General features: G+C 55.4%; 18 protein-coding genes. 10 read left to right on the top strand and 8 right to left on the bottom strand.

From position 1 onward, the window contains the following. The first annotated feature begins 30 nt into the window (after positions 1 to 30). Positions 31 to 702, top strand: coding sequence for a heavy metal response regulator transcription factor (locus FHW66_RS13335; RefSeq protein WP_183380293.1), 672 nt, complete (start codon positions 31 to 33; stop codon positions 700 to 702). Continuing rightward, positions 699 to 2,117, top strand: a complete 1,419-nt coding sequence (locus FHW66_RS13330) for a heavy metal sensor histidine kinase (protein ID WP_183380292.1) — start codon at positions 699 to 701, stop codon at positions 2,115 to 2,117. The genes FHW66_RS13335 and FHW66_RS13330 overlap by 4 nt, the downstream gene beginning before the upstream one ends. Here the strand turns inward: FHW66_RS13330 and FHW66_RS13325 are convergent. Next, entirely contained in the window at positions 2,095 to 3,795 is a 1,701-nt protein-coding gene (locus FHW66_RS13325; RefSeq protein WP_183380291.1) for a tetratricopeptide repeat protein, read from the bottom strand. The two genes, FHW66_RS13330 and FHW66_RS13325, sit on opposite strands and share 23 nt — an antisense overlap. Before the next feature lie 339 nt (positions 3,796 to 4,134). Here FHW66_RS13325 and cydP point away from each other — a divergent pair, with 339 nt between their 5' ends. The 4 genes from cydP (at position 4,135) to cydX (ending at position 7,432) form a co-directional block, all read left to right on the top strand. Further along, positions 4,135 to 4,437, top strand: a complete 303-nt coding sequence (gene cydP, locus FHW66_RS13320; protein WP_255458958.1) for a cytochrome oxidase putative small subunit CydP — start codon at positions 4,135 to 4,137, stop codon at positions 4,435 to 4,437. Continuing rightward, positions 4,424 to 6,034, top strand: a complete 1,611-nt coding sequence (locus FHW66_RS13315) for a cytochrome ubiquinol oxidase subunit I (protein WP_183380290.1) — start codon at positions 4,424 to 4,426, stop codon at positions 6,032 to 6,034. The genes cydP and FHW66_RS13315 overlap by 14 nt, the downstream gene beginning before the upstream one ends. Before the next feature lie 9 nt (positions 6,035 to 6,043). Continuing rightward, on the top strand, positions 6,044 to 7,186 hold the full coding sequence (cydB, locus tag FHW66_RS13310; protein WP_183380289.1) for a cytochrome d ubiquinol oxidase subunit II: 1,143 nt from the start codon (positions 6,044 to 6,046) through the stop codon (positions 7,184 to 7,186). A gap of 78 nt (positions 7,187 to 7,264) precedes the next feature. Then, a complete protein-coding gene (cydX, locus tag FHW66_RS13305; protein ID WP_183380288.1) occupies positions 7,265 to 7,432 on the top strand; it encodes a cytochrome bd-I oxidase subunit CydX in 168 nt (55 codons plus the stop codon). A gap of 147 nt (positions 7,433 to 7,579) precedes the next feature. Here cydX and FHW66_RS13300 read toward each other — a convergent pair whose 3' ends face one another. From FHW66_RS13300 to FHW66_RS13290, 3 genes are all read right to left on the bottom strand, one after another. Further along, positions 7,580 to 8,005, bottom strand: coding sequence for an organic hydroperoxide resistance protein (locus FHW66_RS13300; protein WP_183380287.1), 426 nt, complete (start codon positions 8,003 to 8,005; stop codon positions 7,580 to 7,582). Between the two features lie 181 nt (positions 8,006 to 8,186). Next, entirely contained in the window at positions 8,187 to 8,675 is a 489-nt protein-coding gene (locus FHW66_RS13295) for a MarR family winged helix-turn-helix transcriptional regulator (protein WP_183380286.1), read from the bottom strand. Positions 8,676 to 8,745: 70 nt separating this feature from the next. After that, positions 8,746 to 9,726, bottom strand: coding sequence for a bifunctional helix-turn-helix transcriptional regulator/GNAT family N-acetyltransferase (locus FHW66_RS13290; RefSeq protein WP_183380285.1), 981 nt, complete (start codon positions 9,724 to 9,726; stop codon positions 8,746 to 8,748). Positions 9,727 to 9,894: 168 nt separating this feature from the next. Here FHW66_RS13290 and earP point away from each other — a divergent pair, with 168 nt between their 5' ends. Both earP and FHW66_RS13280 read left to right on the top strand, forming a co-directional pair. Beyond that, entirely contained in the window at positions 9,895 to 11,091 is a 1,197-nt protein-coding gene (earP, locus tag FHW66_RS13285; RefSeq protein ID WP_183380284.1) for an elongation factor P maturation arginine rhamnosyltransferase EarP, read from the top strand. Positions 11,092 to 11,275: 184 nt separating this feature from the next. After that, positions 11,276 to 11,851 carry an elongation factor P gene (locus tag FHW66_RS13280; RefSeq protein WP_183380283.1) on the top strand — a complete coding sequence of 192 codons (576 nt, stop codon included), beginning with the start codon at positions 11,276 to 11,278 and terminating at the stop codon, positions 11,849 to 11,851. An 82-nt stretch (positions 11,852 to 11,933) separates the two neighbouring features. Here the strand turns inward: FHW66_RS13280 and FHW66_RS13275 are convergent, their stop codons facing one another. Further along, entirely contained in the window at positions 11,934 to 12,731 is a 798-nt protein-coding gene (locus tag FHW66_RS13275; protein WP_183380282.1) for a FadR/GntR family transcriptional regulator, read from the bottom strand. A 144-nt stretch (positions 12,732 to 12,875) separates the two neighbouring features. Here FHW66_RS13275 and denD point away from each other — a divergent pair, with 144 nt between their 5' ends. Beyond that, complete coding sequence (gene denD, locus FHW66_RS13270; RefSeq protein ID WP_183380281.1) at positions 12,876 to 13,850, top strand: D-erythronate dehydrogenase; 975 nt, start codon at positions 12,876 to 12,878, stop codon at positions 13,848 to 13,850. 79 nt (positions 13,851 to 13,929) lie between these two features. On the opposite strand, the gene mmsB is transcribed toward denD, so the two are convergent. The 3 genes from mmsB to FHW66_RS13255 all read right to left on the bottom strand — a co-directional run bounded on the left by mmsB (position 13,930) and on the right by FHW66_RS13255 (position 17,697). After that, the gene (gene mmsB, locus FHW66_RS13265) at positions 13,930 to 14,820 is read right to left on the bottom strand and encodes a 3-hydroxyisobutyrate dehydrogenase (RefSeq protein ID WP_183380280.1); all 891 of its coding nucleotides are present in this window, start codon (positions 14,818 to 14,820) and stop codon (positions 13,930 to 13,932) included. A 48-nt stretch (positions 14,821 to 14,868) separates the two neighbouring features. Continuing rightward, on the bottom strand, positions 14,869 to 16,377 hold the full coding sequence (locus tag FHW66_RS13260; protein ID WP_183380279.1) for a CoA-acylating methylmalonate-semialdehyde dehydrogenase: 1,509 nt from the start codon (positions 16,375 to 16,377) through the stop codon (positions 14,869 to 14,871). A gap of 117 nt (positions 16,378 to 16,494) precedes the next feature. Further along, positions 16,495 to 17,697: an ABC transporter substrate-binding protein gene (locus FHW66_RS13255; RefSeq protein ID WP_370543464.1), complete on the bottom strand. Its 1,203-nt coding sequence runs from the start codon at positions 17,695 to 17,697 to the stop codon at positions 16,495 to 16,497. 196 nt (positions 17,698 to 17,893) lie between these two features. On the opposite strand from FHW66_RS13255, the gene FHW66_RS13250 reads away from it, so the two are divergent. Next, positions 17,894 to 18,811, top strand: a complete 918-nt coding sequence (locus tag FHW66_RS13250) for a LysR family transcriptional regulator (protein ID WP_183380278.1) — start codon at positions 17,894 to 17,896, stop codon at positions 18,809 to 18,811. Positions 18,812 to 18,864 lie beyond the last annotated feature (53 nt).

The raw sequence follows: 18,864 nt of genomic DNA, 5'->3' as shown, positions 1-18,864 counted from the left end.
CTAGAATGCACACATTTGCGGGCATCCACCATGGCTATCCTTGTTATCGAAGACGATCCGAAGACCGGCGACTACCTTAAAAAAGGCTTGCGCGAATCCGGCTATGCGGTCGATCTGGCGCGTAACGGCACCGATGGCTTGCGCATGGCCATGGAGCAGCAATATGACCTGGTGGTGCTGGATGTGATGTTGCCCGGCACCGATGGCTGGCAGGTGATGAGTGCGCTACGCAGCAAGCGCGATCTGCCGGTGATCTTTCTGACGGCTCGCGATCAGGTGGATGACCGGATTCGCGGACTGGAACTGGGGGCCGACGATTATCTGGTCAAGCCCTTCTCTTTCACGGAACTGGTATTGCGTATCCGCACGCTGCTAAGGCGCGGTGTCACGCGAGATGCCGAGGTGTATCAGGTGGCTGATCTGCAACTGGACCATGTCCGCCACAAAGTGACCCGTCAGGGCGTCCATATCGTGCTCACCAACAAGGAATTCCTGCTCTTGCATCTGCTGATCAAGCGGCGGGGCGAGGCTTTGTCGCGTTCGGTAATTGCGTCACAGGTGTGGAACATGAACTTTGATAGCGACACCAATGTAGTGGACGTTGCCATCAAGCGCCTGCGCGCCAAGATTGATGCGCCGTTCGAGAAAAAACTGATCCATACCGTGCGCAGCATCGGCTACATGTTTTCGGAAAATCCATGAAACCCTGGCGTTACTGGACGTTAGCCGCGCGCGTCAGCGCCCTGTTCTCGCTGATTGCCTGTCTGGTAGTCACCGGACTGGGGCTGTATCTGTACCACTCGGCGCAGCAGGCGCTGGAGTTGCGTGCCGATTACACACTCATTGGCCGGGTCGAGCACTTCCGCAAACTGATGCATGATCTGGTGAACGTCGAGCAGATGGAACAGCGCCCGGCGCTGTTCGAAAGCATGATGGGTAACGAGCAGGATGTACGGATCTTCCGTCGTCAGGGCGAAGCGCCGTTCATCAACATGAACCCCGACCAGTTGCAGCCGCCCCGGATGACACCACGCGCGATCGGTGCAGCATTAAGCATCGCTGATCTGCATGATGGTCAACGTGCCGATGGTGTGCGGGTGCGCTGGATTGCGGCACTGGCCGAGGTCGGTGAACATAAGGATACGGTGGAGATCGTCGCCGCTTATGTGATGACGCAAGAGTCGCACATGATGCGTACCTACCTGTGGCGCGTAGTGGCGGCAGTGGCCCTGACGGTGTTGCTGACGGCCGCGCTGGGCTTTGTGGTGCTGCGCCGGGATTTGATGCCGTTGACGCGCATGAGCCGCCGAGCAGCTGAAATCACGCCGACCAATCTGAGCACGCGCCTGCGCGAAGAAGAAGCACCTGCCGAACTGCGACAACTGGCCGGTGCCTTGAATGCGATGCTGGACCGGCTGGAAAACGGTTATGAGCATCTGTCGCAATTCTCGGCCGATCTGGCCCATGAGATCCGTACCCCGGTCAATATCCTGATGGGACAAACCCAGGTCACGCTCGGCCAACGCCGTGGCGTGGAAGAGTATGAGCAGTTACTGGAGTCGAATCTGGAAGAACTGACCCGTCTGTCACGGATCATCGACAACATCCTCTTCCTGGCGCAGGCCGATCATGCCGGGCTCAAGGTCGAGCGATCCACCATTGATCTGCGCGAGGAGTTACAGCGTATCGCTGATTACTTCGAGGGTGTGGCAGCGGAGCGGGATATGCGTTTTCAGGTACAGGTGGCAGATAGCGCCGCCTGTCAGGCCAATCTGGTCATGTTCCGGCGTGCGGTCAGCAATCTGGTGGTCAATGCGGTGCGCTATGGCGATGCCGACAGTACCATCGTCATTGAAGCGGCGCTGGCTGAGGAAAACCATGCCAATCGCCATGTTGTCATTACCGTGGAAAACCGTGGCACGCCAATGAACCGGCAGCAGATGGAAAGGATGTTCGACCGTTTCTATCGGGGTGACAAATCACGCAGCGAATACACCGAGTCGAACGGATTGGGTTTAGCCATCGTCAAGGCCATCATGACCTTGCACGGCGGCAGCGCTGACGTCAGTTGCGACGCCAGCGGCTGCATCCGCTTCAGCTTGCGCTTCCCGACTTAAGGGCATCAGGTAAGGCTGCCTTAACACGGGCAATAAGTTCATCCCAGTCACCAGCTTGTTGCTGTCGCCATAGCCTGGCTGAGGGATACCAGGGGCTGTCATTGCGGTGCAGGAACCAACGCCAATCGACCATTTCCGACAATAGAATCCAGACCGGCACGCCCATGGCGCCCGCCAGATGTGCCACGGCGGTATCGACGCTGATGACCAGATCGAGCTCGGCGATCAAGGCTGCCGTATCATCAAAGGCTTGTAACTCCCGGCCGGGCCAGTGCAACGCTGGTACCTTTGCTTGCTGCAAATAAGCATAATCAGACTGGCGCAGAGCGGGCTGCAAGAGATAAAAATCGGCATCAATTTGCGTGAACAGCGGTGCAAATGCGGCCAGTGGCAAGGAGCGCATGGCATCGCGTTGATTGCCGCCATTGCCGGCGCAGACAATCCCGATACGCGGCCGCTGACGCGCTCCTAGCGCTGCCTGCCAGTGCGCCTGCTTGATCGGATCAGCCTGCAGGTAGGCGGTCTGGGCAGGAATGTTGTCCAGCCGCGTGGTCAGAATGAGGGGAGTGCTCATCAACGGTAACTGATAGTCTGCTGGCGGCAGTGTGTCGCCACGCTCAACGATCAGGATACTGCCCCCTTCACCGACACCGGCACCGCCCGTCAATGTGGTCATCAGCTGCGCCAGCTCGGCTGGCACTTCCAGCACCACTTCTCCCGCCACAGCAGCGACTGCCAGTGCATAGCGACTGAACTGGATAGTATCGCCGAAGCCTTGCTCAGCCCACAGCAGGATACGCTTGTCGCGGACTTGCTCTTTACCGCTCCAGCGCGGCATGCCTTGATGCCTTGCCGGATCGGCCAAGGCACCTTGCCAGCGTGCTTCATACAAAGGCCATGCACGCTCCATCTGGCCCAGTGTCAGCAAAGTCAGCGCCAGATTGACTTTGGCGTCGGCATGCGCCGGGTCGAGTTGCAGGGCGTGCTCGCTGCTGGCGATGGCGTCTTCATAGCGCCCCAGGCGACTCAGGATCGCGGCATGGGCTGTCCACAGCACCGCAGAGGCAGGCTGCATATCTCGTGCACGTTCAATCACCGGCAATGCCTCGGCATTGCGGTGCAGAGCATGCAGCGCCAGCGCCAGATCGCGATGAAAGTGAATCTGGTCAGGTGCCAGCGCGATGGCATGTTGCACACTGTCGATGGTGTCTGGCAGGCGGCGCAGCCGGGCCTGCAACACACTCAGCAGATACCAGTTATTGGCCGCATCGGGTGCCAGTTGCAGGGCATGTTGCAAGGTTTGCAATGCCTCTTCATCGCGCCCGGACTCATGCAGCAGAACCGCTGCGGCGGTATAGACGTCGGCATGTTTAACGCCATCGGCGATCAATTGCAGGTAAAGCGCCAGCGCCTCCTGCGGCTGCCCGGCATCGACCAATACCCGCGCCAGCTTGTAGCTGATCGCCAGATCATCGGGTATTGCCGCCGATGCGCGGCGCAGCCAGCGTACCGCGTCCGGATGCACGCCGGTCGCTGCGGCTGCCGCGCCAGCCAGGTGCAAGAGAGTGGGAGGTGCCGTGATCGACTGCGCCCATGGCTGCAGATGGGCATAAGCAGCAGCGAAATTGCCTTGCTGGAACAGGGAATAGGCGTGTGCCAGTGCGTCTTTTTCATTCATGCGCGGATGTTAACACGGCTTGAGCATGGCTTCTCCCCCTTCCCCATATCCCTGCCTTAATTCTCCGGCAGCACAAAGTTGCCAATCAGGAGGGAATTCACCGTTCTTTGATCCGTATCAAGGTTCTGATCGGGTTCTGATCGCATAGTAGCGTCAACTTGAAGATATACCGGGTATCGGTATTGAGCAACTGAGCCACTAAGCCAGTGCATCGCTTCATTCGCATTATTGAACCTTAAAAGAACAACACGCCATGCAATCAACTACCCCCAACTCTCTCGGACACAGATTGTTGCGCCATTGCGGGGAAATGGCCATTGACTGCACAAGGAGTCCATCATGACGCCCCCATCCTGGTTATCACGCGCGCATAAGCTATCGCGCCTGCCGCGCCTGACCCAACTGCCGCTGGGAGTAGAAATTACCCTGTTGCTGCTACTGAAGGTCTCGATCCTGATGCTGCTGGCAAAGGCGTTTTTTTCTGAACCACAGGCCAAACACATGCGTATGCCCACGTCGCTGGTAGAGCAGCATCTGCTCTCTGGCACCACTGCCTCCGCTGCCAACAGCACCGGCAACACTGTTTTGCCTGCTTCCGATTACTCTCCCACCACTACTGAGGTTACTCATGCTACCCATTGATGAGGTCGTCAATCTGTCACGGATGCAATTTGCCGTGACGGCGTTGTACCACTTTCTTTTCGTCCCGCTGACGCTGGGCCTGTCCTGGATTCTGGTCATCATGGAGGCGGTCTATGTGATGACGGGCGCTACCGTCTATAAAGACATGACCCGTTTCTGGGGCAAGCTGTTTGGTATCAACTTTGCCATGGGCGTTGCGACCGGTATCACGATGGAATTCCAGTTCGGCACCAACTGGTCTTACTATTCGCACTATGTCGGCGACATCTTTGGTGCGCCGCTGGCGATTGAAGGGATGGCAGCATTCTTCCTGGAATCGACCTTCGTCGGCCTGTTCTTCTTTGGCTGGGATCGTCTGACCAAGGTACAACACTTTATCGTGACGGTACTGGTTGCCTTCGGTTCGAGCCTGTCGGCGCTGTGGATTCTGATTGCCAACGGCTGGATGAACAATCCGGTCGGCGCTGAGTTCAATTACGAAACCATGCGCATGGAACTGGTCAGCATGGCTGACGTGATCTTTAATCCGGTAGCGCAGGTCAAGTTCGTGCATACGGTTGCAGCCGGTTATGTTACGGCATCGATGTTCGTGCTCGGCATTTCCGCCTATTACCTGCTCAAGGCACGTGATACCGGGTTCGCACTGCGTTCGTTTGCGGTTGCTGCAGGTTTTGGTCTGGCCGCCACGTTATCAGTGATTGTGCTGGGTGACGAATCCGGCTATACCGCTGGCGAAGTCAACAAGGTCAAGCTGGCAGCGATTGAAGCCGAATGGGATACCCATCCGGCACCGGCTGGCATCACCCTGTTTGGTCTGCCAGATGACAAGGCAGAAAAGACTAATTACGCGATCAAGATCCCGTATGTGCTGGGTCTGATTGCGACCCGCTCGACCGATACGCAAGTGTTGGGCATCCATGATCTGAAGAAGCAGAATGAAGTTCGCATCCGTAACGGCATGCATGCTTATGAGGTGCTGACCCGACTGAAGTCGGGCGACAAATCCCCTGCTACCCGCGCCGAGTTCGACAAGATCAAAGTTGATCTGGGCTATGGCTTGCTGCTCAAGAAGTACACCCCGAACGTGATCGATGCCACACCGGAACAGATCACCATGGCCGTCAATGACACCATTCCGAAGGTCGCACCGCTGTTCTGGTCGTTCCGTGGCATGGTCGCGCTGGGCTTGTTCTTCCTGTTCATCTTCCTGGCCTCGTTCTACTTCCTGGTGCGCAAGCAACTGGCACCGCAACGCTGGTTGCTGCGTCTGGCCGTCATCGCCATCCCGCTGCCATGGATCGCTGCTGAACTGGGCTGGATCGTTGCTGAATACGGCCGTCAACCATGGACGATTGCCGGTATTCTGCCAACCCACCTGTCGGCTTCGACCTTACAAGTGTCCAACCTGTATTTCAGCCTGATCGGTTTCGTGCTGTTCTACACATTCTTGCTGGTTGTCGAAATGATTCTGATGGTGAAGTACGCACGCCTTGGCCCAAGTAGCCTGCATACCGGTAACTATCACTGGGAACAAGACGCAGACAAAACGGCGTCAGCCACTCCTGTTCTGGCCTCCATCACCTCACCTGCACGCTAAGGAAACATCATGACCTGGGACTATGAATTACTGAAACTGATCTGGTGGGCCTTCGTTGGCGTCCTGATCATCGGCTTTGCCCTGACCGATGGCTTTGACTTCGGGGTTGGCATCATGCTGCCCTTCGTTGGCAAGACCGACGCCGAGCGACGGGTAGTGATCAACTCCATCGGCGCCACCTGGGAAGGCAATCAAACCTGGTTCATCACCGCCGGTGGTGCGACGTTTGCGGCTTGGCCACTGGTCTATGCCACCGCCTTCTCGGGCTTTTACATTGCGCTGATGATCCTGCTGTTCTCGCTGTTCTTCCGTCCGGTGGGCTTCGACTATCGCAGCAAGGTAGCCGATCCACGCTGGCGCAATGCCTGGGACTGGGGTCTGTTTGCCGGTGGCTTCGTACCTCCGCTGATCTGCGGCGTGGCGTTTGGCAATCTGTTGCTGGGTGTGCCGTTCCACTATGACGACACTATGCGGGTGGAATATACCGGCAGCTTCTTCGCTCTGCTCAATCCGTTCGGTCTGCTGGCCGGCCTGCTCAGCGTGGCCATGTTGCTGACCCATGGCGCGACCTATCTGACGGTCAAGACCGAGGGTGCAATTGCCCAACGTGCTCGCAAGACTGCTATCGGTGCAGCGTTGGCAGCACTGGTGCTGTTCGTGTTGGGCGGTATCTGGGTCGCCATGGGTATTGATGGCTATCGCATTACTGCCATGCCGGACGCCAATACGGCGTTCACACCGCTGGCCAAGACCGTGGTCGTAAGTGCCGGAGCCTGGATGGAAAACTATGCACGCTGGCCGCTGACCAAGATCATTCCTGTGATCGGTATCGTTGCGCTGTTGCTGACCGTTGTACTGAGTGCCGCCAACAAGGCGAAACTGGCCTTCGTCGCCAGCGGCATCGCGGTAGCGTTCATCATCCTGACGCCTGCTGCTGCGATGTTCCCGTTCGTGATGCCGTCCTCGCTCGATCCACGTAGCAGCCTGACGATGTGGGATGCCGTCTCCAGTCAAAAGACGCTGACCATCATGTTTGGTGTGGTACTGGTGTTCCTGCCGATCATCCTGCTCTACACCACCTGGGTATACCGCGTCATGCGCGGCAAGGTGACGCTCAAGGATATCGCGGACAACGAACACACCGCTTACTGATCTATTCGCTCGATATCAATTGCAATACCACCAGCCCCTCGCTATCAGCGGGCTGGTTTCAAGGAAAAGGAGAACAACATGTGGTATTTCGCCTGGATACTCGGAATTGGCCTGGCACTGGCGTTTGGCATCATCAATGTGATGTGGCTGGAAGCCAATTACGCGTTTGGTCGCCGTACTGAAGAAAGCACCAAGGAACGCTTTGAATCGGCACGTGCTGCCGAGAAATCGCGCAAGAAGAAGTAACTGAAAAGAAGTAACACCATGGTTGACATTGCTACTGCAATGCCAACAGCACAAAGCCCCGCCGGACTGCATCGCAGCCGGCGGGGCTTTTGTCTGTGCGTTACTGAATCGATAAATGATTTAGTAACTGAGCTGAACTAAGCTGAATTAGATCAGGTTCAGTGTCACATTGATGTTGCCGCGTGTAGCGTTCGAGTATGGGCAGACTTGATGTGCCTTCTCGACCAGCTTCTCAGCAACAGCACGGTCAACGCCTGGCAATGTGATATCCAGTGTGACTTCGATACCGAAGCCAGCAGGAATCGGGCCAATGCCAACGGTTGCCTTGATGCTGGTGTCAGCAGGCACAGCAATCTTTTCCTGACCGCCAACAAACTTCAGCGCGCCGATGAAGCAGGCCGAATAACCAGCTGCAAACAGTTGCTCTGGATTGGTGCCCGGACGGCCATCACCACCGAGTTCCTTCGGTGTCGTCAGCTTGACGTCGAGGATGCCATCAGAAGACTTGGAACTGCCTTCGCGGCCGCCGGTCGAAGTTGCCTGAGCTTGGTAGAGTGCTTTTTCGAGTTTCATGGTGCTTCCTTTCGAGTGAGTTAAAACAACAAGTCAATAGTAATCACGCCGGTTATCGGTAAGAAACAAACGCAACAACTAAATTTAACACAATTAAATTGCTAACAACTTAAATTTCAAACATGCGATGTCATCAGACAGCTTCCTGCGACATTACCTATCTTGACATATCAATACCCACCTACGGTGTATCGTCAGTCTCAACGAGCAATCCTTTTCGTACATCCTTGAGTGCCTCACGCAGCGCACCAACCTGTTCTAGCGGTGGCAATGCACACATCAGTTTGCTTGGCAACGAGGTCGCCTTGTGGCGTAAGTCTCGTCCCTGTTCAGTCAAACTGACCAATACCCGGCGCTCATCGCTGACATCCCTGCTACGTGCCAGCAAACCCATGACTTCCATCCGCTTGAGCAACGGCGTCAATGTTCCAGAGTCCAAAAACAGCCTTGTCCCCAATTCAGAGACGGTGACTTCGTCCTTTTCCCACAACACCATCATGACTAGATATTGCGGATAAGTCATATCGAGCGGCTTCAACAGCTTTTTGTACAGCTTCGTCATCGCCAGCGACGTCGAATACATCGCAAAGCAGAGCTGGTTATCCAGCAGCAATGCCTGATCGATGAAAGAGTCTGTCGGTGATGTTTTGTCGGTTGCCATGCTTTGCATATTACACATCACAAAATTAAATTGCAAACAATTTAAATTTATTCGATTTAGATGCAGCAAAAATACGACATCAACATTGCTCGCCCGGCAGCACGCCGAATTGAGCGCGTACGAAACTTTGCTCCACCATTTCTTTTCCCCATTGTGTACCTTGCCAATGCTCGGTCAACTGGAAGCCATGTGTTTCGTACAAACGGCGAGCCGCATCCAGTCCCTGAAAGGTCCATAAATGCGTCGCTGCGAAGCCTTGGGCATCACAAAATACCAGCGCGGTTTCCAGCAGCTGTCGTCCAGCACCACTCCCGCGCGCGGCATCACTGACAATGAACCAGCGCAGGTGGGCGCGCTGTTTACCCAGATCTTCCCCGTCGATGGCAATGGAGCCGACAATCTGCCCGCCTTGCAGTGCCAGCCATAACCCGTTGCAAGACTTGGTCAAGCGCGGTACAAACTCCGCCAGACCGGCAGCGACCTTGCTCTCAAACTGGCTGCCAAAACCAACGGTCCTGCTGTAATACTGCGCGTGCATCAAGACAATCTGTGCAATCGCACCTGGTTGATAACCAGCGACGACTTCGATCGCTGGCGGCTCGGCTATTGCACCGGTACGCCTCAACGCCAATGCATTGGCGTAGCAAGAAAGTCCGGTAGCAGCAAGTTGCCGTTGAGAGGACGACAAACAATTCAATGCATCAGTGACCTGTGCACGTCCGTATTGCTCGATGGCAGCGACGGTCTTTTGCCCCTTCAACGTCAGGTGCAAAGACTTGCTGCGCGCATCTTCATGACTGGCCTCACTGATCTCACCGGCATTGATCAGCTTGCGCACCATGCGGCTGACACTGGACTTTTCCAGTCCAAGAAAGCTGGCAAGCTGGACCGCCGTCATGCTTCGCCGAGCGCCTATTTCCAATAAGGCATGGACAGCAGAAGCGGGATAATCGGTTGCGGCCAAGGTGCTCTGCATGAACCCCAGTTCTCGTACCATGCTTCGAGAGGCTTCGCGAATCTGATCAATCAAGGCTTCCGGCTGGCTACTAGCGGTTGACATGGCTCACTCCATCGGAATTATAGTTGCACCATACAACTATATAAAATAGCAAGCTGGTTTGTCAACTGCGGCGGGATGCTGATCTGGCACGCTTCGCATACTCGTTCTTGTCGGTTCTTGTATGATGCGGTTCGCATCAACGCTGTTTTTCATCTTCTTCTGCCTGCCATGTCCGCAATTACGCCCATCAACACTACCCATCCATTGACACTCGCGTTGTTTTGCAAGGTCGTGGACAACTACGGCGATATCGGAATCTGCTGGCGACTCGCGCGCCAGTTACATCAGGAACATGGAATTGCCGTCACCTTGTGGGTAGATGATTTGCGCAGTTTTCAGCGTCTTTGCCCTGAGGTGCTGCTTACTCCGGAAACACAGTATGTTGCAGGCATCCAGGTCCGACATTGGCGCGATCAAGAAGGACACTTTGCCCCTGGCGAGATTGCCGATATCGTCATCGAATTCTTTGGCTGCAATATCCCGCCCGGCTACATTCAGGCCATGGCGCAATGTACACCGCGCCCGGTATGGCTCAATCTGGAAGGATTGACAGCGGAAGAATGGGTCGAAGGCTGTCATACGCTGCCCTCGCCACACCCCTCACTGTCATTGACCAAGCACTTCTTCTTCCCCGGATTTACCGACAAGACCGGTGGCTTGCTGGCTGAGACCGGATTGCAGCAGCAGCGACTAGAGTTTCAACAAAACCCATCGGCCGTGTGCGACTTTCTGAGCGGACTTGGCGTAACGCCAGCCGAGCAGGTAGGCTTAAAGATCTCGTTGTTCTGCTATCCACAAGCACCACTGCAAGCCTTGCTGACGGCATGGCAAAACAGCAACCAGTCCATCACTTGCCTGGTACCAGAAGGCGTTGGTGGCAGCACCGTCGCGGCCTTGTTTGGGCTGCCGGCAGAGGTGCCGACACAGGCTGGCATGGTGGCTCGGCACGGCGCGCTCAGCATACGTGTGTTGCCGTTTGTACCGCAGCCTGATTACGACCGCCTGCTCTGGGCATGTGATCTCAACTTCGTGCGCGGCGAAGACTCGTTCGTCCGCGCGCAATGGGCTGGCCGGCCTTTCGTCTGGCATATCTATGCCCAGGATGAGAATCTGCATCACGTCAAACTCAAGGCATTCCTGCAACGTTACAAGATTGGTACCGATACACTACGGGCTTTTTCACTGGCCTGGAACGGCGCCGATGAGCCGGCAGACTGGAGCACCTTATGGTCGACACTGGCGAGCGATCTGACGGACATTGCCAGGCAGACATCCTCCTGGCAAAACAAGATGCTGGCGCATGGCGATCTGGCAACAAACCTGTTGCAGTTTTCCCGTGGGCTGTTGCAGCAATCACAGCAATAGAACGCAACAGAAGGCAATAGAAGAAAAGTGAGTTAGAATATAGGGCTAATTTTTAATGCCCTTTCTGAAGCATTCTTCAGGCGCATTCAGAATTCCAATCCAACGTAGGCTTGCGGTGTTTTTCCGGTGGGCTACAGAAGATTGCACGGAACTTACTGCAACCTACTTTTTACAACTATTCGCTATGAAATTTGCAAAAGAAATTCGCGTCGGCAACATCATTATGGTCGACAGCAAGCCGATGATCGTATTGCGCTCCGACGTCAACGGTTCGAGCCGCACCGGTTTCACCTACAAGTGGAAGATGAAGAACCTGTTGACCAACAGCCCACAGGAAAACGTTTTCCGCGGTGACGACAAGTTCGACGTGGTCGTGCTGGACAAGAAGGAAGTGACTTACTCCTACTTCGCAGATCCACTGTACGTGTTCATGGATGGTGAATACAACCAGTACGAAATCGAAGGCGAAAACATCGGTGATGCATTGAACTACCTGAAGGATGGTATGGAATGCGAAGCCGTGTTCTATGACGGCAAGGCAATCTCGGTTGAAATGCCAACTACCATCGCGCGTCAGGTTGTGTACTCGGAACCAGCCGTCAAGGGCAATACTTCGGGTAACGTCCTGAAGGAAGCCAAGATCGAAAACGCGATCGCTGGCAAAGAAGCCATCGTCATGGTGCCACTGTTCGTGAGCCAGGACGACCTGATCGAAATCGATACCCGTACCAACGAGTACAAGAAGGTCGTGCGTAACTAATCCGTTACCCCGATCAAAAACGCTGCCCCTTCATTGCGGCAGCGTTTTTTTTCGTCTCGTGTTCCCCTCCCCTGAGCGCAAACTACAAGCCTTTGGTACGACGCAAATGCTGCACTGCCTTACCACCTTCGCTAGCCCAGAACTCCCTGTCAGCAGCTTCGATCCGTTGTGCTGAATTCTCCATATGCTGCAAGGCAGCTGCACGTGCTTCTGCCGGATCGCCAGCGGCAATGGCGGCGGCAATTGCAGCATGCTCCTGACGTACCTGCTGGCTGAAATCATCGCGTCTTGCTTCGTTGATGCGCGCCACTCTGATCGCCGCCTGCAGGAACTGGCTAAGATACTGCAGCAGCGAGGTGTACAAAGGATTATGCGCAGCCACTGAAATGACAGAGTGAAACGCAAAGTCCTCCGCGACGCCATCGCGCCCAGCTGCGACTGCCTGATCGATCGCAGCCAGAGCATCCGTGATCTCCCGATGTTCTGAGGCACTAGCACGTTGCGCAGCCAGCGCTGCCATCTCACCCTCGACACCACGACGTAACTCAATGACCCGCAACACCGTCTCAATCGCATCGCGCGCTTCCCCGACCTCCACCTTGAGACGAAACGGAGCCGCATTATCAGGTGCCAGGACCACCGTGCCACTGCCGCGTCGTGAACCCACCATGCCTTCAGATTTCAGCCTCGAAATCGCCTCCCGGATCACCGTACGACTGACCTGAAAACGCTCAGTAAGCGCATTTTCAGAAGGCAGACGCGACTCTGGCGGGAATTCGCCACGTCGAATCTGTTCACCCAAAGTCTGGGTTACCCGATCGGCCAAAGTGGTGGCGGTCGAGGTTTCCTGGGACGATGGCAAGCGTGAGGATGCTGGCATAGGTAAGTTTTCTGAATAAGTTTGATGAATAGTTTGAACGAGTGAGAGCTGTGTCAGAGCGGTTGACATGATACCGCTTTCTCCATAAACTCCTCGCAAAGTTGTATGACAACTTTTTCACTCATACTAATTTCAGGAGCACACATGCAAATCGTCATTACCGGCGGTGCCGGCTTTCTGGGCAGTCGTCTGGCACGACAATTACTCAAGCGCGGTCAGTTGACCGGCAACGATGGCAAACCTCAGACCATCAGCCGCATCACTCTGCTTGATGTGATTGCAGCGCAGGGTTTTGACGATCCTCGCATTGAGGTAGTGACCGGTGATATTGCTGACGCAGCGGTGATCGAACGCGTGATTGGCCAGGACACGCAATCGATCTTCCATCTGGCAGCGATTGTCAGTGGCCATGCAGAAGCCGATTTTGAACTCGGCATGAAAATCAACTTCGACGCCACTCGGCTGATTCTAGAGCGCGCCCGTGCGCTTGGCACCCGGCCACGCGTGATATTCACCAGCTCCGTGGCGGTCTTCGGTGGCGAGCTTGCTGCACAGGTGCCAGACAATGCCTTGCTGATGCCGCAAAGCTCCTATGGCGCGCAAAAGGTGATGGGTGAACTGCTGGTCAACGATTACAGCCGCAAAGGCTTTATCGATGGCCGCGCACTGCGCATGCCGACCATTTCAGTACGCCCGGGAGCACCCAACAAGGCCGCGTCGAGTTTCGCCAGCGGCATCATCCGTGAACCCTTGAATGGACAACCGTCAGTCTGTCCGGTCACGCCTGAGACGCGTATGTGGCTGATGTCACCACGCAAGGCCATCGACAATCTGATCCACGGCCATGAAATCAATGGTGCCGACCTCGGTCTGGCACGCTTCCTGAGCATCGATGGCTTGTCGGTGACGGTGCGTCAGATGGTCGATGCACTGGAACAGGTGGCTGGTGCCGACGTGGTCAAGCTGATCGAATGGAAGGAAGACGAAGCCGTCAAACGTATCGTCAATTCCTGGCCCGGCAACTTTGAAGCCAAACGTGCCAAGGCATTAGGCTTTACCGCCGACAGCGACTTTGCCAGCATCATCCGCGCGCATATTGAGGATGAAGTGAAACAATAAGCGGGAAGTAAGGGATAACAAAACGGCGTCCATCTGGACGCCGTTTTTGTTTCTCTCAACCGATCTGATCACCAGCCTGCTACGATTTGGCCAGCAGGTTAAAGATACTGGAAAAATCCAGTGCGCCCGAACCCGCCTTGCTGTGGATGTCGTACAGATTACGCGCCAATGCCCCCATCGGAACGCTGCTGCCAGTGGCCAGTGCATTTTCCACCGCCAAGCCCAAGTCCTTGAGCATCAGATCGACGCCAAACCCGCCAGCATACCCCTTCGAGGCAGGTGCACCTTCCATCACGCCGGGACAGGGATTGTAGACCTCCAGCGCCCAGTTACGCCCCGAACTCTTGGACATCACCTCCGACAGCACCTTAGGGTCCATGCCATTGGCCATACCAAGCCGGATCGCTTCTGCCGTGCCCGCCATCAGTATGCCCAGCAACATGTTGTTGCAGACCTTGACAGTTTGTCCGCTACCACTGGCGCCGGCATGGTAGATCGCCTTGCCCATTTTTTCGAAATACGGCTTTGCAAGTCCAAAGGCATCTGCGGTGCCGCCCACCATGAAGGTCAGCGTCCCTGCTGCCGCACCGCCGGTGCCCCCGGAGACCGGTGCATCGAGCATTTCCAGTCCCTTGGCCAGTGCTGCCAAGGCGACCTTGCGTGACACTTCCGGCGCAATCGTGGAGCAGTCAATCAAGAGCGTGCCAGTCTTGGCATGCGCCAAAATACCGCGCTCACCCAGATACATCCCTTCTACATGTTTGCTCGCCGGCAGCATGGTAATGACCACCTTGGCTTGCGCCACTGCTGCCAGATGATCTGCCTGCGTGCTGCCGCCAGTGGCGACCAGCTTCTCGACGCTGGCAGCGACCAGATCGTGACCACTGACGGCAAGACCGGCCTTGACCAGATTCTGGGCCATCGGCAAACCCATGTTGCCCAATCCGATAAATACGATGTCGGCACTCATCATGCTCTCCTTTATGCTCTGCAATACAGCGACTTACTGCATCAAAATTTACTTCAGCGAGATGGTGGTATTGACCTTACCGGCTTCTTCATCCGGTGCATACCAGCGTGCAGTGACGGTCTTGGTCTGGGTCCAGAACAGTACCGCCTGCTTGCCATTAGGACCGAGGTCACCCAGCTTGGAGGCACGTGAACCTGTAAAACTGAAGTAGGCAACTGGTACCGGCAGCGGCACATTGATGCCAACCTGACCAACGTCAATTTCATTCTGGAACTTGCGTGCTGCCCAGCCTGAAGAGGTAAAGATCGAGGTACCGTTACCATTGGGATTGGCATTGATAAAGGCAATCGCTTCATCCAGTGTCTCGACTTCGACGATACACATTGCCGGGCCAAAAATTTCCTGATCGTAGATATCCATGCCGGGCTTGACCCCTGCAAAGACAGTTGGTCCGACAAAGTTGCCCTCCGGGTAATTGGCAACCTTCAGATTGCGACCATCCAGCAGCAATCTGGCACCCTGCTCGACACCGCTCCCGATTAAACGCTCGACACGTTGTTTGGCAGCCTTCGACACCAACGGGCCAACATCAGCCTGACGATCCACGCCCGGACCAACCTTAAGTGCCTTGCTGCGCTCGACGATCTCTGGAATCCATTCTTTGGTATTACCCACCAGGACCACCACCGAATTTGCCATGCAGCGCTGACCAGCCGCACCGAACGCCGCACCCAGCAAGTTATTGATGGCTTGATCTTTTGGTGCATCGGGCAGCACGATGCAGTGGTTTTTAGCACCCATCATCGATTGCGCACGCTTGCCAGCATCGCTGGCACGACGATAGATATGCGTACCGACATGGGTCGAACCAATGAAGGAAATCGCCTTGATATCAGGATGATCGCAAATCATGTTGGCGACGTCAGGGCCACCATGCACTACGTTGAGCACACCCGGTGGCAAACCGGCCTTGTTAGCCAGCTCAACCAGGAACAGCGACGACGAAGGATCCTGCTCGGACGGCTTGAGCACAAAGGTATTGCCGCAAGCGACCGCGACCGGAAACATGAAGCAAGGCAGCATGACCGGGAAGTTGAATGCGGTAATACCAGCACCCACCCCGATGGGCTGATGGATGGTGTAGACGTCAACGCCATTGGCGACGTTTTCGGCCAGCTCACCCAATTGCAGCGAAGTGACCGAGCAGGCATGCTCGACGACTTCCAGACCACGCATGACTTCACCCTCGGCATCCGGCAGGGTCTTGCCGTGCTCGCGGGTGATCAGTTCGGCCAACGGGCCGATATTCTCACGCAACAGCTGCTGGAACTTGAGCATGATGCGCATACGCTGCGCCAGTGAAGTATTGCGCCAGCTGGCAAAGGTTTGCTTGGCATTGGCGACGGCGAGATCAACCTCCTCTTTGGTCGCAAACGGGACACGTGCTACGACTTCCTGCGTCGCAGGATTGAGTACGTCGCGCCACTCCTTGGTGGTCGATTGCACGTGTTCGCCGTTGATATACAGGGGAACCTGAGGGATATTGGCTTGGCTCATGATGCGTTTTCCAGTGTGATGAAGAAGAAGCCGGACGTCCTGCGGAGAATTTGGCAACAGTGGACCAGGACGTCCGGAAAAAGTGACTGTTCGCTACTTACGTATTTGCTTACTTGCTTACTTGACCAGTGGACAAGCCGCGTCCATCGGACGAAATGCCTGCTGTGCCGGAATCGTCGACAACAGTTTCAGATAATCCCAGGCACCCTTGGATTCAGCCGGTGACTTGACCTGATACAGATACATGTCATGAATCACACGGCCATCGGGACGAATCGAGGCATTACGCATGACCACGTCATGGATCGGAATCTCGCGCATCTTCTGGGCAACCACTTTCCAATCAGAAGTGCGGGCTGCGGCACGCGCCTTGAGGAAGTGATAGACGCTGGAGTAAACACCGGCCTGCACCATGGTTGGCTTGTTATTCTTGAACTGGGCTTCGAAACGACGCGAGAAGTCACGCGTATCCTTGTCATAGTCCCAGTAGAAGCCATCGGTATAGATCAGCCCCTGTGCCGCATCAAGACCCAATGCGTGGACGTCTGACAGGAACACCAGCAAGGCCACCAAACGCTGGTTCTTGTCACCGACACCGAAAGAGCGAGCCTGCTTGATCGCATTGACGACATCCGAACCACCATCGGCCAAGCCAATGACCTGGGCTTTGGAAGCTTGTGCCTGCAGCAGGAAGGAAGAAAAGTCGGAGGCATTCAATGGATGACGTACCGAGCCGACGACGTTCCCGCCCAGACTCTTGACGACATCGCTGGCATCTTTTTCCAGAGAATGACCGAACGCATAATCAACGGTGACGAAATACCAGGACTTGTTACCCAACTTGGTGAGTGCTGCAGCCGCACCTGCAGCCTGAGAATAGGTATCAAACATCCAGTGGAAGCCATTGACCGCACATTCGCTGGTGGTCAGTGTGCCAGTGGCCGGGCCACTGTACATGGCGATACCACCTTTTTCCTTGATCAGCTTTTGTACAGCCAGCGCAACCGAAGAGTTGGTCAGATCGGCAATTGCCTCGACCTTGTCACGGTCCAGCCATTCACGGGCGCGGGTGACACCAACATCAGGTTTGTTTTGATTGTCGGCTGAGAGCACTTCGATCTTCATCCCCTTGCATTCGGCCTTGAGGCAATCCTCGATCGCCAGCTTGGCCGCCACCACCGAACCCTGGCCACCCATCGCTGAATACGGACCAGACATGTCGGTCAGGATTCCGATTTTGACGGTATCGTTATCTTGCGCGTAGGCGCTACTGCCAATACAGGACAAGGACAGCGAAAGCGCCGCCGAAAGTGCTCCCATTGCCAGCGCTGAACGTGCGCGGTCAAACTGCATCATTGTGTCTCCTCGTGGTTTTTATCGATGTCAGTCAGCTATCTTGCTGCTGTCGAGGAACATTTTGCCTGTGCGTTAATATCGTTACAATAGCCAATAATTCAAAATTGTTTTGCAAAAATGCAAAGCACAAGACAAGTACTAGCCCTATACAGGAGACACGATGCTGGATTGGGATAATTTGCGTATATTTTTGGAGCTCACGCGCAGTCAGGGGCTGGTAGATGCTGCCCGTAAGCTGGGTATTGACCACTCCACGGTGTCGCGCCGCATCAAACGCTTTGAGGAACAGGTTGGCAGCCAGTTGTTCGACCGTAATCAGCATGGTTACAGCCTGACGGAAGAAGGCTACCGGCTGGTGGAGTATGCGGAAAAAATCGAAAGTACGGTCTACGCCGCCACCGAGGAATTGGGCGACCACAACCGGTTGCTGTCGGGTCAGGTCCGACTGGGTGCCACGGAAGGCTTTGGCAGCTTCGTGCTAGCGCCGCATATCGCCCATTTTTGCGCACGCAACCCGCATATATCCGTCGATCTGCTGCCGATGCCGCGCTTTGTCAATTTATCCAAGCGAGAGGCGGATATCAGTGTCACTATTGAGCGTCCAGTCAGCGGTAATTACGTTGTCACGAAACTGGCCGATTATGCACTCAAGCTTTATGCGACGCCGGCCTATCTGGCAAACCACACGCCAATTCGTACGACAGCTGATTTAGAACAGCATCGCTTCATCGGCTACATAGATGATCTGGTGTTCAGCGAGGAGTTGCGTTACAAGGATAGTCTGGCACCCGAAGCCTTCCGGGCGTTTCGCAGTACCAGCGTGGTTGCCCAGTACACCGCTGCCTGCAGTGGTCAAGCATTGGCGATCCTGCCCTGCTTTCTGGCGCAGCAGAGTGGACATCTGGTACCGGTGCTGGATGGCGAGGTTGAAATACTGCGTACGTTCTGGCTGGTTGCGGCAAGTGAACAAAGACATGTGGCAAGAATCGCAGCGCTATGGACTTACTTGCGTGACTGCATGGAGCCGAACAAGGATTTTTTGATGGGGAAGTCGCGTCAAATGACGTGGATTCAATAAGAAGAACGCGCATCTGAGCGCGCATGCACACTCAACCACCGAGCCCACGGGCT

This window comes from Herbaspirillum sp. Sphag64, from assembly GCF_014192645.1.
Taxonomy (GTDB): Bacteria; Pseudomonadota; Gammaproteobacteria; order Burkholderiales; family Burkholderiaceae_D; genus Herbaspirillum.
Note: the sequence above shows the minus strand (reverse complement) of the source record. Positions and strands in the feature narration are given on the sequence as shown.

Excerpts from the sequence above, each read along its gene's own strand:
- FHW66_RS13335 (WP_183380293.1), top strand. The coding sequence starts at position 31 with ATGGCTATCCTTGTTATCGAAGACGATCCGAAGACCGGCGACTACCTT.
- FHW66_RS13330 (WP_183380292.1), top strand. The coding sequence starts at position 699 with ATGAAACCCTGGCGTTACTGGACGTTAGCCGCGCGCGTCAGCGCCCTG.
- FHW66_RS13325 (WP_183380291.1), bottom strand. The coding sequence starts at position 3,795 with ATGAATGAAAAAGACGCACTGGCACACGCCTATTCCCTGTTCCAGCAA.
- cydP (WP_255458958.1), top strand. The coding sequence starts at position 4,135 with ATGACGCCCCCATCCTGGTTATCACGCGCGCATAAGCTATCGCGCCTG.
- FHW66_RS13315 (WP_183380290.1), top strand. The coding sequence starts at position 4,424 with ATGCTACCCATTGATGAGGTCGTCAATCTGTCACGGATGCAATTTGCC.
- cydB (WP_183380289.1), top strand. The coding sequence starts at position 6,044 with ATGACCTGGGACTATGAATTACTGAAACTGATCTGGTGGGCCTTCGTT.
- cydX (WP_183380288.1), top strand. The coding sequence starts at position 7,265 with ATGTGGTATTTCGCCTGGATACTCGGAATTGGCCTGGCACTGGCGTTT.
- FHW66_RS13300 (WP_183380287.1), bottom strand. The coding sequence starts at position 8,005 with ATGAAACTCGAAAAAGCACTCTACCAAGCTCAGGCAACTTCGACCGGC.
- FHW66_RS13295 (WP_183380286.1), bottom strand. The coding sequence starts at position 8,675 with ATGCAAAGCATGGCAACCGACAAAACATCACCGACAGACTCTTTCATC.
- FHW66_RS13290 (WP_183380285.1), bottom strand. The coding sequence starts at position 9,726 with ATGTCAACCGCTAGTAGCCAGCCGGAAGCCTTGATTGATCAGATTCGC.
- earP (WP_183380284.1), top strand. The coding sequence starts at position 9,895 with ATGTCCGCAATTACGCCCATCAACACTACCCATCCATTGACACTCGCG.
- FHW66_RS13280 (WP_183380283.1), top strand. The coding sequence starts at position 11,276 with ATGAAATTTGCAAAAGAAATTCGCGTCGGCAACATCATTATGGTCGAC.
- FHW66_RS13275 (WP_183380282.1), bottom strand. The coding sequence starts at position 12,731 with ATGCCAGCATCCTCACGCTTGCCATCGTCCCAGGAAACCTCGACCGCC.
- denD (WP_183380281.1), top strand. The coding sequence starts at position 12,876 with ATGCAAATCGTCATTACCGGCGGTGCCGGCTTTCTGGGCAGTCGTCTG.
- mmsB (WP_183380280.1), bottom strand. The coding sequence starts at position 14,820 with ATGAGTGCCGACATCGTATTTATCGGATTGGGCAACATGGGTTTGCCG.
- FHW66_RS13260 (WP_183380279.1), bottom strand. The coding sequence starts at position 16,377 with ATGAGCCAAGCCAATATCCCTCAGGTTCCCCTGTATATCAACGGCGAA.
- FHW66_RS13255 (WP_370543464.1), bottom strand. The coding sequence starts at position 17,697 with ATGGGAGCACTTTCGGCGGCGCTTTCGCTGTCCTTGTCCTGTATTGGC.
- FHW66_RS13250 (WP_183380278.1), top strand. The coding sequence starts at position 17,894 with ATGCTGGATTGGGATAATTTGCGTATATTTTTGGAGCTCACGCGCAGT.